The organism is Bradyrhizobium dasycarpum (genome assembly GCF_042019905.1).
Classification (GTDB): domain Bacteria; phylum Pseudomonadota; class Alphaproteobacteria; order Rhizobiales; family Xanthobacteraceae; genus Bradyrhizobium; species Bradyrhizobium japonicum_B.
The window spans coordinates 3,887,280-3,902,168 of sequence record NZ_CP169574.1 but is presented as its reverse complement, the minus strand read 5'-3'; the positions used below and the strand labels follow the sequence as shown (position 1 = coordinate 3,902,168).

Here is a 14,889-nt window from a genome sequence, read left to right as displayed (position 1 = left end):
CCCCGACCTACCCCACCAGATACTTCTTCACCGCCGCCTCGTCCCATTCGATCCCGTTGCCGGGCGTCTCGCTCGGCAGGGCAAAGCCGTCCTTGATCTGCAGCCGGGTCGAAAGCACCGCGTCGGCCCAGTCGACATATTCCAGCCAGTGCGCGGTCGGTGTCACGCAGAGCAAATGCGCGCTGACTTCCGAGAACAGATGCGAGGACATTTCGATGCCGGCAGCATGCGCGAGTGCAGCGGCGCGCAGCCAGCCGGTGACGCCACCGATGCGCTGGACGTCCGGCATCACGAAGTCGCAGGCTTCCGCCGACAATGCGGATTGCATCGAAAAGGCGCTGTCGAAATTCTCGCCGATCTGCACCGGCGTATGCAGCGCGTCCGCAATGCGGGCGCAGCCGGCATAATCGTCATGGCGGATCGGCTCCTCGATCCAGGTGAGGCCTTCGTCGTCGAGCATCTCGCCGCGGCGGATGGCCTCGGTCACCGTCAGCGCCTGATTGTAGTCGCACATCAGCGTCACCTGATCGCCGACGGCCTTGCGGACCGCACGCACGACGGCAAGATCCTCCCGCGCATCAGGCCGGCCGACGCGGATCTTGGCGGCCTGGAAGCCTTCGGCCAGCAGCTTGTGGGCTTCCTCGACGGCGGCGCCGGCCGGCATGATGCCGAGCCCCTTCGAATTGTACGCCTTGACCGGCTTCGGCGCGCCGCCGAGCAGGCGCGCGAGCGGCAGGCCGCGTGTACGCGCCAGCGCGTCCCAGGCCGCCATGTCGATGCCGGACTGGGCCAGTCGTTGCAGGCCGGCGAGGCCCAGCAGCGTGAAGCGTTGGGTCAGCTTGCGCTCGATCTCGAACGGCAGCAACTCGTCGCCGGCGAGGAGATCTGACATCTCCGTGACCATCGCCGCCAGCGGCTTCAGGGCCGAGGGCGTGAGCGAGAACAGATAGGCATGGCCCACCGCGCCCTGATCGGTCTCGCAATCGATCAGCACCAGCGGCGCCTTGGCGACCGCGCCGGTCGCGGTCTGGAGCGGCAGGTTCATCGGCACGATCACGGGGCGCGCCTGGAAGCGCTTGATGCGGATGGTTTCGGTCAATGGGCTTCTCCCGGCCGGGGTGGATGCAGATCGATGCCGATCTTAAGCATCCGTGATCAAACGAAAAGCCATTTGCTGCGACCACCATAAAATGGGGTTGCGCCGGCCGGCAATTCTTGGCTCTGTGCCGCCGCATGCTTTGCCGCGGATTCCAAAAGGATTTGCGACAAATTCGCACAGAACGGAGCCACGGCGTGAAACGAGAGATCTCCGAAGAGCAGCGCAAGAACGGCATCCTCACCGGGGCCGTGATCGCCTTCCTCCTGCTCGCTTTGCCGCTCGCAGTGTGGCTGGACCTGACCGAGCTCAGCAAGACGGCGTTGCGCCGCCAGGCGATCGATCTCAATTCGGTGATCACGAGCGTGCGCGGCTATTACGCCTCCAACGTGGTCGGGCGCGTACTGGCCAATCCCGACGGGACCACGAAGGTCGTGCACAATTACGAATCCGTTCCCGGCGCGATCCCGATTCCGGCGACGCTGTCGCTGGAGCTCGGACGGGTGATCGGCGCGCAGCAGGAGAACATCACCTACCGATTCGTCTCGGACTTCCCGTTCCAGAACCGCGCGGCGCACCAGCTCGACAAGTTCGAGAAGGACGCACTCGATTCGCTCAGGAAGGATCCCGAGCAGAAGATTGTGGACACCGAGACCTCGCTGTTCTCGGACAAGGTCCGCCTGGTCGCGCCGGTCACGATGGGCCCGGCCTGCGTGAGCTGCCACAACAGCCACCCCGAGAGCCCGAAGAAGGACTGGAAGGTCGGCGACGTCAGAGGCATCCAGGAGGTGATCATCGCGCAGCCGATCGCCGCCAACATCTTCTCGTTCAAGTTCCTGCTGGCCTATTTCGTGATCGCAGCCGGTAGCGGTCTGGCGTTCCTGTCGCTGCAGCGCCGTCAGGCGCGTCGCATCAAGGGCATGAACAAGGAGCTCGAATCCGCCAACGACTTCCTGGCCTCGCTCTCGATGAAGATCTCCCGCTACATCCCGCCGCAGGTCTACAAGAGCATCTTCTCCGGCCAGAAGGACGTCACCATCCACACCGAGCGCAAGAAGCTCACCATCTTCTTCTCCGACATCCAGAATTTCACGGCCACCGCCGAACGGCTGCAGCCGGAGCAACTGACCCAGCTCCTCAACGAATATTTCACCGAGATGTCGGCGATCGCCCACGACTATGGCGGCACCATCGACAAGTTCATCGGCGACGCCATGCTGATCTTCTTCGGCGATCCCGAGACCAGGGCGACCGCGCCGATGCGCAGGCCTGCCTCCAGATGGCCTGGCGCATGCAGCAGCGCCTCGCCGAGCTCAATGCGAAATGGCGGGCGTCCGGCATCGAGCAGCCGTTCCGCTCGCGCATGGGCATCAACTCGGGCTATTGCAATGTCGGCAATTTCGGGAGCGCCGACCGCATGGACTACACCATCATCGGCGCCGAGGCGAACCTCGCCGCGCGCCTGCAGTCGATCGCCGAGCCCGGCGGCATCGTGCTGAGCTACGAGACCTTCGCGCTCGTCAGCGACATCGTCCGCGCCCACGCCTTGCCGGCGATCACGATGAAGGGCATCAGCCGCGAGGTGATTCCCTATTCGGTCGATGCGCTCGATGACGGGGCGGCGGAGCGAAGCGGCATCATCACCGAGCGCGCGCCGGGGCTCGAGCTCTATCTCGACCCCGCGGTGGTGAAGTCAGGCGATGCCGCCCGCGTCCGCACGCTGCTGGAGAACGCGCTGGCTTCGCTCAAGCCGGCGTGAGGGTGCCCGGTCGGCCGCTACGGCAGCCCCCGTGCCTCCAGCTGCTTCACCAGCAGCAGCGTCGGCTCGGCGAGGCTGTCGCCCGAGCCGTCGAGACCGAAGGCGCTCGCGATACCTTCGCGGCTCCGCAGCAGCGTGCTGCGCGGGCAGTGGCCGGCGCCGCAGAGCGTCTTCTTCAAGGTTTCGCCCTGTGCCACGGTGCCGGCGGAATCGTCGGCGGCCCAGGCCAGCACGATCGGCACATCGACGTTGAGGATGCCCGGGAAAACCGAGCGCTTGTTGTATTGGCCGGCGTCGCTGCCGAGATAGGCCTTCTCGCTGTCGCTGGCATCCTTGCCGGCGCGGTAGATGCCGGACACCAGCACAACGGCGGCGACATCGGCGCCATCGGTCTGAAACTCGGGATGCGCCAGCAGGGTGGCGACATGGAAGGCTCCTGCGCCGTAGCCGACCGCGACGATCTCGCGGGCATCGCCGTTGAACAGGTCGATATTGCCGTGAACCCAGGACAGCGCCGCCGCCACGTCGGTCGCCCCGGCCGGCCATGTCGCTGAGGGCGCCAGCCGGTAGTTGACGCGTACGCCGATCATGTCGTTGCGCGCGGCAAAGCACATCGCCTGGTCCTGGATCTGGCGCGACAATTCCGGCGCGGCGTGGTCGCCCGTGAAGGTGTCGCCGGTCACGAACAGCAGCACCGGCCGCGGCGTGTCCGCCTTGGTGGCGCTGGCGGCGACATCGAGCACGTTGGCTTCGCTCTCGCCGTAGCGTAGGCCGCGCGTGAAGGTGACCTGCTCGCACAGCCGCGCGGTGCCGCCGGCGGTGGTGTCGGAATCGGTGAGGCCGACCCGGACGAGATCTGAGGGCCTGCCAGCCTTGCCGGCGATACGACATGGGCAGACGCCGCCGTCATGGTCAGAAGCAGGAAAAGTGTCAGACAATTCTTCATGGCGATGCCGGCCTTCGGGACCCAATTCGGCCCGCTGATGTGGCCCGTCTTTTCAATTCGTCTCATTAGTCAGCTGGCCTTGAGGCGAATTCGCGGCACCTCCCCCCGATCCGCGGCCGGCGCGGAACGGGCTGCCGGTGCGGCGAGCGGCCGCGCCAGAAAGGCACGTTCGAGGCCAGAGAGCGCTTGCGCTCTACTGTGCATGGGGTTGTTTTCGTATTTTTAGCTTGGAGGGCCCGTCAGGCCCGTTTCATGGTCCGGAACGTGACCGAGTAACGGCGCGCCTCGACCGGCGGGATGCTGTGCTCCCATTGCGAGCGCGCTTCGCCTTGCATCATGTAAAGGGAGCGCGGCTGCGCCTCGAGCGTGTGGCGCTCCCATTTGTCGCCGCTTCGGCGGCGGAAGCGGAACTTGCAGGCCGAGCCCAGCGACAGTCCGAGGACCTCCTTGAACTGCGGCTTGTCCCGGTGCCATCCGATGCCGACGCCGATGTCGTATTCGGTACAGAGCACCTGCCGGACGCCGGCCTCGGGCAGCCCCGCCCAGGCCTCGACCCGGCGCGCGATCGGCTGGAGCCAGTCCGGGATCGGCTCCGCCTCGGCCAGCCGCTGCAGCGAATAGTCATAGCGGTAGCCGAACGACGCCACGCGCCGGTTGCCCTCGAACGCCCCGAACTGGAAGCGCTGCAGCGGCAATGCTGCGATGCGGCCGATCAGATCCTGCTCGACGGCGGCCTCGATAAAATTGTCGACATGGCGAAGCCCGGAAGGCCCTGCTTCCGGCTCAGTGAACAATCCGAGCTGGGTCATTCCTCGCATTTCCGTGACGGAACCTTTTGCCGCCCCAAGCGACTTACATAGGACGCGGGAGGTAACGTGCGAGAGGCTGTCATGGCACAGAAGCATACCGCAGATCCGGCAGAGATCATGCGGGCGACCGGTCATCCCGAGCTGGAATATGCCGCCGGCTGGACCATCGCCGGCCTGGTCACCATCGGGACCATCGTCGCCGCCTGGGTGTTCGCGATCTAAGCAGATCTGGAAAAGTGTGAAGCGGTTTTCCGGATAGATCATGCCCAAGCTAGAAAACTGAGGTGTGATGATCTCATCGCACCTCCAGGTCGCCGGAAACTGGAGCTCGAAGGCCGCGCCCTTCTCGGTCGGCTTGAGGCTGATCGAGCCGCCATGGCTCGCCATCACCGCGCGGGCGATCGCAAGTCCCATCCCGGTGCCGCCCTGGTCGCGGCGGGTGGTGAAGAACGCATCGAAAATTCTGTCGCGGTTCGGCGCCGAGATCGGTTCGCCGTCATTGCTCACCGTCAGACGCAGGGTCGTGCGCTCGAAGGCCGCCTCCAACCGGATCTCCTCGCCTTGTGCCGCATCGCATTGTCGGCAAGATGCGATAGCACGATCAGCGCCTTTTCGCCTGACATGGCGATGGAGCGGTCGAGGCTGCCGCTGGCCTCGATCGCGCTTTCCGGAAACCGGCTCCTGAGATCGGCGATCACAGGCGCGAGCTCGGTGCGCTCGTTCTGCGGCAGGCTCTCGGCCCGGGCGAGCTCGCGCAGCCGTTGCGCCATCGCCTCCAGCCGCTGGGTGTCGGACAGGATGTTGGCGATGAAGGTGTTCTGCTCGGCCGGCGTCAGGCTGCCTGCCTTGCCTTGCACCGAATCCTGCAACAGCTCGGCCGCGCCCTTGATCGAGGTCAGCGGCGATTTCAGCTCGTGGGTGAGGTGGGCCGAGAATGTCGCGATATAGTCCGAGCGCCGCGCCAGCTGCTCGGCCATGCCGAGGAAGCTGTGCGAGAGCTGGGCGAATTCGCGGGTGCCGTAATGGCGCAGCGGCCGAAACGCCTCGCGGTCGCCACGGCCGATTCGCGCAGCGCGGTCCATCAGCTCACGCATCGGCAGGGTGATGGTGCGCGAGAACACGAGGCCGATCGCGATGGTGCCGAGAATGACGGCGAGACCGGCCAGCACGAACTTGGCCCGCTCCTGGTAGAGATGGTCGAAGATATTGCTCGGCGTCCGCGTCGTGTAGATCACGCCCGCGACGCGGTTGTTGACGATGACGGGCATGGCCGAGAACACGTGCATGCCGAGACCGCGGCTGAAGGAATAGATCGGCGGCGGCGGCTTGTCCGGCACGCGGTTGCGCAACGTCGCGCGGTATTGCCCGTGCAGCGCGTCCGCGACCTCCTCGATATGGGCGAGCGACTGCCCGACCTCCTGCCGCCCGGCAATGACGACGCCCTGCGGATCGAGGATCCGAAAGCCCGCCAGCGTCACCTTCTGGGTCTCGCGGATGATCGGCATCAGTCTTGCGCCGATCTCGACATAGCCGGGCTGCGCAGGGCGCGATGCGAGCAGCGCATCCGGTCGGCGCCGCAGCAGATCGTTGGCGGTGAGATCGAGCGCGGGCCGGATCGGCGTCACCGGGTCGCCGGGATCTGGCAGCACGTTCGGCGGCACTTCGGCCCCGAGCGTCAGCCCGCTGTCGAGCCGCACCGAGACTTCCTGCGCGTAGATCGTCGCCAGCACGCGGCTCTGCGCGATCAGCTCGGCTTGGGTCTGGCGGATCAGCTGATTGTCGTAGAGGCGAAAGAAGAACAGGCCGACCAGCGGCAGCACGGCGACGGTGGCCAGCACCGTGAAGATCACGAGGCCGAGCGACGGCCGCCATTTGTCGGGCGCCGCCTTCATGCCTCTTTCTCGCAGCGGCCGAGCTTGAAGCCGACGCCGTGGATGGTCTCGATCGCGTTGTCGCAGGCAAGCGCCGCGAGCTTGGCGCGGATGTTGCGGATGTGGCTGTCGATGGTGCGGTCGGAGACCTGGATGTTGAGCTGATAGGCCGCCCGCATCAGCTGCTCGCGATTGAAGACCGACGTCGGCCGGGTCAGGAACGCACGCAAGATGCCGAACTCGATCGCGGTCAGTTTCAGCGGCGTGCCGGCGAAGGTCGCGACATGCTGCTCGGGGTCGATCAGCAGTCCGCCCTGGGTCAGCGCGGCGGGGCCAGCCTTGGTCTCGCCGTTGCGCGGGTTGAGCCGGCGCAGGATGACGTTGACCCGCGCTACCAGCTCGCGCGGGCTGAACGGCTTCGTCACGTAGTCGTCGCCGCCGATCTCGAGGCCGAGGATGCGGTCGATCTCTTCGTCGCGTGCCGACAGGAACAGGATCGGCACGTCGGACGTCTTGCGGATCTCGCGGCAGACGTCGAGGCCGTCGAACTCGGGCATGCCGATGTCGAGCACGATCAGGTCGGGCTTGTCGGCGGCCACCCGGCCGAGCGCCTCCTTGCCGTCGCGGGCCTCGATCACGTCCATGCCGGCCTTCTTCAGGGCGACGCGGATGACCTCGCGGATGTGGCCCTCGTCGTCGACGATGAGAATGCGATGCGCCAAGAAAACTCTCCGCTCACCCCGCCGGCCGGCTGCCGGACTGATCCTTCGCCAGCGCGTCGAGCCTGCGCTGAAGCCGCCAGCTCCGAAAGCCCCAACTCCGCCAGGCCAGATCCTGGCGCTGCTGTTCTACAAGGCGGTCGCGTCGCGACACAAGGCAGCTCTCGCTTGAGCCGGGCCGGAGCGCGATGGCCCTGTCGATGGCCGGCAGCGCCTGTGGTCCGGGAGCGTCAGGAGATAGTCGATGTCGATATGCAGGCCGTTGCCCGACGCTTCCCGGCTGTGCGTGACATTATAGTCGGCGATGAAGGCATCGAAGTTCACGAGCGAGCAGCCATAAAGCACGGTCGCGAGTGCGATCAGATTGGCGCCGACGAGCCATTTGTTGGACCGTTGGAGGGCGATGCGGGCCACGATCAGGACCAGTCCGAGCGCGACCAGCCCCATCCAGATGAAGGCCGCGATGCGCCAGTAGGTCAGCATGTAGACGTTCACGTAGAGATCGAGGCGCAAGATGGAGGAGGCGACGAGAAGCACGTTCTGTCCCACCCAGAGATAGACCAGCGGCCGGATCACCGTCGAGTTCTCGGCAGGCCCACCCGGGCGCATCGCCACCAGCACGAAGGCCGCGGCGAGCAGGGCGGTTGCGATCAGCGGATAGGCCCCGCGATGCGCGTAGCCCGCGTAGGTCAGATTGTCGGGCAGTGCCACATGGCCCCAGAGATAGATGCCGTCAAAAACGGACTGCGCCGCGAACAGCAGGTTGAACAGGATCAGCGAGCGCAGGATGGTCGAGGGACCGAGGAATTCGGCTGCGACAACGGGTGGGAGCGGCGGCGGCACGAGGCCGTTGGCCACAGCGGCGTTGACGATCGGCTTGCGCCGCCAGCGCACGTGAATGAATGGCCAGACCAATGCCAGCATCAAGGCCCAGAACAGGACGCGCGGGATGCTGACATAATGAAGGATGAGCTTCGGATTGAGCAGGGACACCCATTGCTCGATCACCGGATTGGCGGCGGCAAACAGCGCGACGAACACTACGCTGAGCGCTGCCGGCAGCAGCCAGCGCGCGATGCCGCTTGTGAGCGCCGACGCGTTGAACGCCTGGGGCGCATCGAGAAAGAACCTGAAGGGACCGAGCAGAACGAAGTTGCGCAGCGCGCGGCCGCGGTCGGCGAGCCCGGTCGCTTCCACATCGGTCGCGAGCAGCAGCGCGATCATCAGTGATGTGACCAGGATCAGGAACGACAGCGTGCTGAGCTCCTCGATGACCGGCACGAGACCGGCGGCGAGAACGGCCGAGCCGATCATGGCGCGGCGCAGGTTCAGGGTCGCATGATTGAAGAGCACCGACACGCCGGCGGTCGCGATCGCAAACAGCGCCAGCGACAGCCCGACCCGCTGCCCGTAGAACAGCCAGTCGGCGAGCGCGGCGAGCACCAGCGCGAGGCCGACCTTGGCCGGGATCGAGGAATGACCGATCGGCTTGATTTCCTCTGCCATCGTCGAAGCCAGGCTCGTCATGTCCAGAAGACCTTTCGTGGTGGTTGGCACGACGAACTGTGAACGCCTCTCGTGCAGAAGGCGGGACCATCGTCTGCACGGCTTCAGGAGTCTTTTGCAGATTTCGTGCAGGCACGCTTTTGCCTCTCGCGCAGCGCCAATCGCTTTGATAGGTGCGAAGCGTTCGCCCTCATAGCATGTGGTACATCATGCAAATCCTCCGTCGTCTCGGTCTCGTTCTGCTGTGGCTTGCCGCGCCTGTGGTCGCGTTCGCGGCCGTCAACAAGAACGATCCCTATCTGCTCGTGCTGCGCGGCGCCGGAAACATCGCGCTTGTCGCCGCAAGCCTCCTGATCGTCGCCGTTCTGCTGCGGCGGGGACATTGGCGCATCATCGCGGGCAAGCTGCTCGTCATGCTCTGGTGCCTGCCGCCGGTGCTGATGTCCGCGGCGCATCTGAAGTTCGAGTTGCGCAGGCACGACGTTCTCAGCGCCGGCGCCGCCGAGGCGCGCCAGCTCGGGGCCCACTTCATGGTCGGCTATTCATCCTTCCCGGAAGTGGCGCGCCTTGCCAGGCAGGGACTGATCGGCGGCGTCTATGTCACCCGGCACAACATCCGCGGCGGCACGGTCGAGTTGCTCCGGAGCGAGATCGCCGCGCTCCAGGACATCAGGCGCGCAGCCGGCCTGCCGCCGCTGGTCGTCGCCGCGGACCAGGAGGAGGTGGCATCGTCGGGCATCTCGCGCCGCCGCTGACGAAAGTGCCGGCCCTGGCGACGCTCGCCGGGCTTGCTCCCGACGACCAGCAGGCCAAGGCGGAGGAGTTCGGCCGCATCCATGGCCGCGAGCTCGCCGGGCTCGGAGTCAATCTCAATCTCGCCCCGGTGCTCGATCTCAAGCCCGCGGCGCGGCGCAACCGGCTCGATTTCCACACGCTGATCGGCCAGCGCGCGATCGCGAGCGATCCGGCCGTCGTCAGTACGATCGCGAGCGCCTATGTGCGCGGGCTGGAAGCATCCGGCGTCGGCGCCACGCTCAAGCACTTTCCGGGTATCGGCCGCGTACGCGCCGACACGCATCATTTCAGCGCCAATCTCGACACGCCGGTCGAGGAGCTGGAAGCGACCGACTGGCTTCCGTTCCGCGAGGTGCTATCGCATTCGCGTAGCGCGCTGATGGTCGGCCACGTCACGCTCACTGCCGTCGATCCCGATCGCGCCGCCTCGCACTCGAAATCCGTCGTCCAGGGCATCATTCGCGACAAGTGGAATTACCAGGGGGTGGTGATGACCGACGACCTCGTGATGGGCGCGATCTACCAGAACGACGTCTGCAAGGCCGTGGTCGAGGCGATCAATGGCGGCGTCGATCTGCTGCTGGTCGCCTATGACGGCGCGCAATTCTATCGCGTCTTTGCCTGTGCCCTGGACGGGGCGCGGCAGGGCAGGCTCGACGCGGCCATGCTGCACGCGAGTGAGACGAGGCTGACGAGGGGCCTTCTGTCCGAGAAGGCGGGGGCCGCCTCGCTCCAGAGAAGCAATAAGCGGGGCTGATCCACGTATCGCCCCGCGCATGATGGCGCGAGGCGATCGAGTGCTGTCGTCGCGGCTGTCCTATTCCGCCTGCTCCAGTGCCGCCGGCATCTTCGCCACCGACATCAAGGACCGTGCGACCTGATTGAGCAGGAGGTCGGCGTTCTCTTCCTCGGCGAGGGATTTGGAGAGCAGGGCGACGATCGCGCTATGCCGGAGCTGCTGCGCCAGGTTGCGTGCCGTGGTGTAGCCGGACATCTCGTAGTGCTCGACGCGCTGGGCCGCCGAGATCAGCGCGAGGTCGGCAGCTGCGTCCTCCTTTTCCTGGCCTTCCTTCATGACCTCCTGGCCTTCCTCGATCAGGCCCATCATGCCCTTGCAAGGCTTGGCGCGAGCGGTCTCGCCGAGCAGCTCGAAGCATTCGTTGATGCGTTCGACCTGATTTTCGGTCTCGGCCAGGTGTTGCTCGAACAGTTCGCGCAGCTGGTCGAAGCGGGCGGATTGCGCCATCTTGGGCAGCGCCTTGGTCAATTGCTTCTCGGCATGGAGAATGTCACGCAGCTCGTGGAGCAGGAGATCGGTCAGCCCGGCCTCGTCGACGGGCGACGAACTCTCCGCGACGATCGGGCTGGCTATGCCGGGATCCGAGGACTGAAGCGCCGGCGATTCCGTGAACACCCAGTCCTCTCCTTCGTTCCAGGGGCCGCGGGTGTCGATCTCGCCGTGGTCGCCGCTGCCGGTGGAGTCGTTGAAGTACTGGTTCACGAGGCCGGGCGTTGGCGCAATCCTGCCGACACTGAAGGCAGGCTTGGACAGGCTTTCGAGCGCGCGCGCGAAGGCCTTCATATGCGTGATCTCGCGCGTCATCAGGAATTGCAGCGCATCCTTGGAGCCGGCGTCGTCGCAGAAATTGATCAGCCTTTCGTAGACGATCTTCGCCCGCGCCTCGGCGGCGATGTTGCTGCGAAGATCGACATCGAGCTCGCCGGTGATCTTGAGATAGTCGGCGGTCCAGGGATTGCCTTGCGAGTTGAACAGGTTGACACCACCTCCGCCGGCGATCGCGATGAGCGGATCGGCTTCGGCTGCCTGACGGTCGTTCTTCGAAGGCGCAAGATGCATCCGGGCAAGGCAGCCGACGACTTCGAGATGGCTGAGCTCTTCGGTCCCGATGTCCATCAAGAGGTCCTTGCGATCGGGGTCCTCGCAATTCAGCCCTTGAATCGAATATTGCATCGCAGCCGCGAGTTCCCCGTTGGCGCCGCCGAACTGCTCGAGCAGCATATTGCCGAAGCGCGGGTCGGGCTCGTCGACGCGCACGGTGAACATCAGCTTCTTGACGTGGTGATACATGGAATGACTCGCGCTGTGAGGGAAACGATGCGCGTCAACCGGTGCTCGGAATGTTCGTTCCTAACCGAGCTCGAGATTCAATTCGCGCTTCTACGTCTCCCGCGCGATCAATCCGTCGATCATCGCGCGCACCAGGGCCGCGATCTCCTTGCGTAGCGCCGGCAGCGGCACGGCAACCAGCTTCTGCTCCAGTCCGAGCGCCACCATGCCATGCACCGCCGAGAACAGGCTGCGCGCCGTGATGCTGAGCTCCTCGCGGCTGCGCTTCGGAAACAATGCGGCCAGCGGCTGGTAGATGTGGCGGAACAGCTGCATCTGATCCTGGACGGACCAGTCGGGGACGACCTTGTCGGCTTCCATGCGGTGCTCGAACAGCGCGCGCCAGAGCTGGAGATTGTCGGCCGCGAAATTGCAATAGGCGAGGGCGATGCGGACCAGCGTCTCCTGCGGCGACGGCTCGCCCGCGCTCTCCGCGGCGCTGAGCGCCTGGTCGAGCCGGTGCAGGGTGCGCGAGCCTACGCGCAGGATCAGCTCGTCCATGTCGGCCACGAGGTTGTAGACCGCGCCATTGGCGCAGCCGATCTCGCGGGCGAGATCACGGGTCTTCACCCCCGACAATCCGCGATCGGCAATCATCCGCTCCGCCGCCAGGATCAGGTCGGACCTGAATTTCTCTCGTCGTTCCAAAGCCTTAGACATGCTAGCCAAAATCTTGAGCGCTGCTCATATTTTTCTTGAACCTTGTTCAAATTCCTTGCTACAAAGCATATGTGAGCAACGCTCATAACAGGGAGCTGAAGATGTTCAAGACTGTAGTGACGCTTTTCCGCGGCAGCGTGGCCGCCGCGGGCGAAGAGCTGGAAGACCGGACGGCCCTGCTGATTCTCGACCAGCAGATGCGCGATGCGGCTGCCGCCGTCGAGCGCAGCAAGCGGACGCTGGCGCTGGCGATCGCGCAGGACCAGCAGGAAGGCCGCAAGCTCGAGGCGACTCTCGCCCGCATCGCCGATCTCGAGACCCGCGCGGTGGCGGCGCTCGACGGCGGCCGTGACGATCTCGCCAGGGACGCCGCCGAAGCGATCGCGGGCCTGGAGGCGGACCGCGATGCCGCGATGACGGCCCGCGCGCTGTTCGCGACCGAGATCGCGCGGCTGAAGCGGCACGTCGCAAACGCGCAGGCCCGCATCACCGAGCTCGATCGCGGCCGCCGCGTTGCCCGTGCCTCGGAAGCGGTCCGCTCGTTACGCCGCAGCGGCATCGAGGCCGCGCGTCCGTACGAATCCACGCTGCCGGAAGCGGAGAGCACCTTGCGGCGTCTGCGCGATCGGCAGATGGAAGCTCAGGCGGCCGACGATGCGCTGGTCGAGCTCGATGCGGCCACCGGTCCCATCGCCGTCGCAGAAAGATTGGCCGAGCAGGGCTTTGGCCCGCGGCTGAAGACGACCGCAGACGACGTGCTGGCGCGGCTGAGGTCCAAGCGCCCGGCGTCGGCCTGATCGCAACCCCCTCATCATTCGTACTCACAGGAGACCATCATGAACCAGAACGGCCAGCCCCACAGCAGCGCCTGGGTGACCTTCACGTACGCGTCCTTCGCAGCTTCCGCCTTTCTCGTCGCCATCGGCGTATTCTTTCTGCCGGTCGACGTCTGGATGAAGGGCTATCTCACCATGGGTATCGTCATGCTGGTTCAGACCTGCATCACCCTGACCAAGACCGTGCGCGACAATCACGAGAGCAGCCGGCTGGTGAACCGCATCGAAGATGCGAAGGCCGAGCGGCTCTTGATGGAGGTGTCCAAGGCCGCATGAAAAGCCTTGAGCCGATCCGGGAGACAAGCAGGAGATCCGCGGAGCAATACGCGCCGCGGCTCTCGCGTCCGCAACCATCGGGGATGACGCCTTGATGGCTGCAATCCGCATCCCGCATTGTGCTACGGCTGCAGGTGCGATATGGCTCTCGCGCGTTCAGAGGCGGAGACCAGCTTTGTCGAAACAATCGCTGCGCGAGGAGGCCGAGCGCCTGATCCGCGAATCGATGGAAAAGAAGTCCATCGTCGTCAAGCAGGGCACGACCCGCATTGAGGCTGTCTGCGGCAAGTGCGGCGCCCCGAACCGGGTGCAGGCGGAAAAGGGCCAGAGCCGCGTCAAGTTCGCCTGCAAGAATTGCGGCCATCAGCAAGAGACGTTGTAGGGCGCCTGCCCAGCTTGCCGCGCCGCGACACTCTAACCCCTCATCCCGAGGAGACCGCTGAAAGCGGTCGTCTCGAAGGATTGAGGCCGGATTGCCTCGGCCGGGCCTGCATGGTGCGAGACGCGCGCAAGGGCGCGCTCCTCGCCATGAGGGCTACTCCCCCTCCACGAACTTCTTGAACGCATCAGCATAATCCGGATGCCAGCGCGACAGCGGCGGGCGGTTCGCGACGATGTCGCCGGCGGCCCACAGCATGCGCTTCTCATCGAGTGCGCGCGGCACGTCGTTGTCCGGGCAGAGAATGTAGAAGTCGCCGGCCTCAAGCCGCGCCAGCATGAAATCCACCGTCTGCTCCGGCGTCCAGGCGCCGGCCGGTTTCTCCGTGCGCCCCTTCGCGGTGAGGCCGGTGAAGACGAAGCCCGGAATCAAGAGGTGCGCCGTGACGCGACAATTCTTCGTGTTGCGCAGCTCGTGCTGGAGCGCCTCGGTGAACGCCTTCACGCCGGCCTTGGAGACATTGTAGGCGGGATCGCCCGGCGGCGTGGTGATGCCCTGCTTGGAGCCGGTGTTGATGATCAGGCCCGACCTGCCGCGCGCGATCATGTTGGGTGCGAAGATGCGCGAGCCGTTGATGATGCCCCACATGTTGACGGCGATGATGCGCTGCCAATGATCGGGCTCGCCGAACAGCGTGCTGCCCGGCTGGATGCCGGCATTGTTCATGAGGATGTCGGTGCCGCCGAACCGCTCGCGCACGGCGCGCTCGAGTTCCGTCAGGCTTTCTGTCTCGCTGACGTCGACCACGGCCGTCATCACGTTCGCGGCACCGGCGATGGATGACAGTTTTGTTGCGGCCTCGACCAGGCGTCCCTGATCGACATCGGCGATGCACACCTTCATGCCGGTGCGCGCAAACGCCGCGGCGGCGGCAAGCCCGATTCCGGCTGCGCCACCGGTGATGACGGCAACGTTGTCTTTGACGATGGCGGGATGCGACATGGCTGAACTCCGGCGAAGCTAAAGTTGCGCTCGGTCGCGTTATAGCACGCGCTCCGTTCGACCCTGCACAAGTCGGCATGGGAGGTCTTCGCTCCATGCCGTCTTTA

Annotated in this window: 10 protein-coding genes and 4 pseudogenes; 5 read left to right on the top strand and 9 right to left on the bottom strand. The window is 65.5% G+C overall.

Annotated elements, in window-relative coordinates:
* Positions 1-7: 7 nt before the first annotated feature.
* Positions 8-1,099, bottom strand: coding sequence for an enolase C-terminal domain-like protein (locus tag ACETMP_RS18810; RefSeq protein ID WP_375157347.1), 1,092 nt, complete (start codon positions 1,097-1,099; stop codon positions 8-10).
* 194 nt (positions 1,100-1,293) lie between these two features.
* Between ACETMP_RS18810 and ACETMP_RS18805 the strand changes: the two are divergent.
* A pseudogene (locus tag ACETMP_RS18805) lies at positions 1,294-2,855 on the top strand (adenylate/guanylate cyclase domain-containing protein).
* A gap of 17 nt (positions 2,856-2,872) precedes the next feature.
* Here the strand turns inward: ACETMP_RS18805 and ACETMP_RS18800 are convergent.
* The 5 genes and pseudogenes from ACETMP_RS18800 to ACETMP_RS18780 all read right to left on the bottom strand — a co-directional run bounded on the left by ACETMP_RS18800 (position 2,873) and on the right by ACETMP_RS18780 (position 8,727).
* On the bottom strand, positions 2,873-3,793 hold the full coding sequence (locus tag ACETMP_RS18800) for an alpha/beta hydrolase (protein WP_375157346.1): 921 nt from the start codon (positions 3,791-3,793) through the stop codon (positions 2,873-2,875).
* Positions 3,794-4,040: 247 nt separating this feature from the next.
* A complete protein-coding gene (locus ACETMP_RS18795; RefSeq protein ID WP_375161935.1) occupies positions 4,041-4,610 on the bottom strand; it encodes an alpha-ketoglutarate-dependent dioxygenase AlkB in 570 nt (189 codons plus the stop codon).
* Between the two features lie 315 nt (positions 4,611-4,925).
* Positions 4,926-6,502, bottom strand: a pseudogene (locus ACETMP_RS18790) (ATP-binding protein); the annotation flags it as partial.
* Positions 6,499-7,203, bottom strand: a complete 705-nt coding sequence (locus ACETMP_RS18785) for a response regulator (RefSeq protein WP_375157345.1) — start codon at positions 7,201-7,203, stop codon at positions 6,499-6,501. The pseudogene ACETMP_RS18790 and the gene ACETMP_RS18785, both read right to left, overlap by 4 nt.
* Positions 7,204-7,216: 13 nt before the next feature.
* Positions 7,217-8,727: pseudogene (locus ACETMP_RS18780) on the bottom strand (DUF4153 domain-containing protein).
* 188 nt (positions 8,728-8,915) lie between these two features.
* Between ACETMP_RS18780 and ACETMP_RS18775 the strand changes: the two are divergent.
* A pseudogene (locus tag ACETMP_RS18775) lies at positions 8,916-10,258 on the top strand (glycoside hydrolase family 3 N-terminal domain-containing protein).
* A 60-nt stretch (positions 10,259-10,318) separates the two neighbouring features.
* On the opposite strand, the gene ACETMP_RS18770 reads toward ACETMP_RS18775, so the two are convergent.
* Together ACETMP_RS18770 and ACETMP_RS18765 are read right to left on the bottom strand one after the other, a co-directional pair.
* A complete protein-coding gene (locus ACETMP_RS18770; RefSeq protein ID WP_028134261.1) occupies positions 10,319-11,590 on the bottom strand; it encodes a DUF892 family protein in 1,272 nt (423 codons plus the stop codon).
* A 90-nt stretch (positions 11,591-11,680) separates the two neighbouring features.
* Positions 11,681-12,289, bottom strand: a complete 609-nt coding sequence (locus tag ACETMP_RS18765) for a TetR/AcrR family transcriptional regulator (RefSeq protein WP_375157344.1) — start codon at positions 12,287-12,289, stop codon at positions 11,681-11,683.
* Between the two features lie 101 nt (positions 12,290-12,390).
* Between ACETMP_RS18765 and ACETMP_RS18760 the strand changes: the two genes are divergently transcribed.
* The 3 genes from ACETMP_RS18760 (at position 12,391) to ACETMP_RS18750 (ending at position 13,783) form a co-directional block, all read left to right on the top strand.
* Entirely contained in the window at positions 12,391-13,086 is a 696-nt protein-coding gene (locus ACETMP_RS18760) for a PspA/IM30 family protein (protein WP_375157343.1), read from the top strand.
* Between the two features lie 39 nt (positions 13,087-13,125).
* Positions 13,126-13,401: a YiaA/YiaB family inner membrane protein gene (locus ACETMP_RS18755; protein ID WP_257176388.1), complete on the top strand. Its 276-nt coding sequence runs from the start codon at positions 13,126-13,128 to the stop codon at positions 13,399-13,401.
* 175 nt (positions 13,402-13,576) lie between these two features.
* Positions 13,577-13,783 carry a hypothetical protein gene (locus tag ACETMP_RS18750; protein WP_028134265.1) on the top strand — a complete coding sequence of 69 codons (207 nt, stop codon included), beginning with the start codon at positions 13,577-13,579 and terminating at the stop codon, positions 13,781-13,783.
* A 153-nt stretch (positions 13,784-13,936) separates the two neighbouring features.
* Here ACETMP_RS18750 and ACETMP_RS18745 read toward each other — a convergent pair whose 3' ends face one another.
* Positions 13,937-14,782 (bottom strand): SDR family NAD(P)-dependent oxidoreductase, encoded by an 846-nt coding sequence (locus ACETMP_RS18745; protein ID WP_375157342.1) that lies wholly within the window; start codon positions 14,780-14,782, stop codon positions 13,937-13,939.
* Positions 14,783-14,889 lie beyond the last annotated feature (107 nt).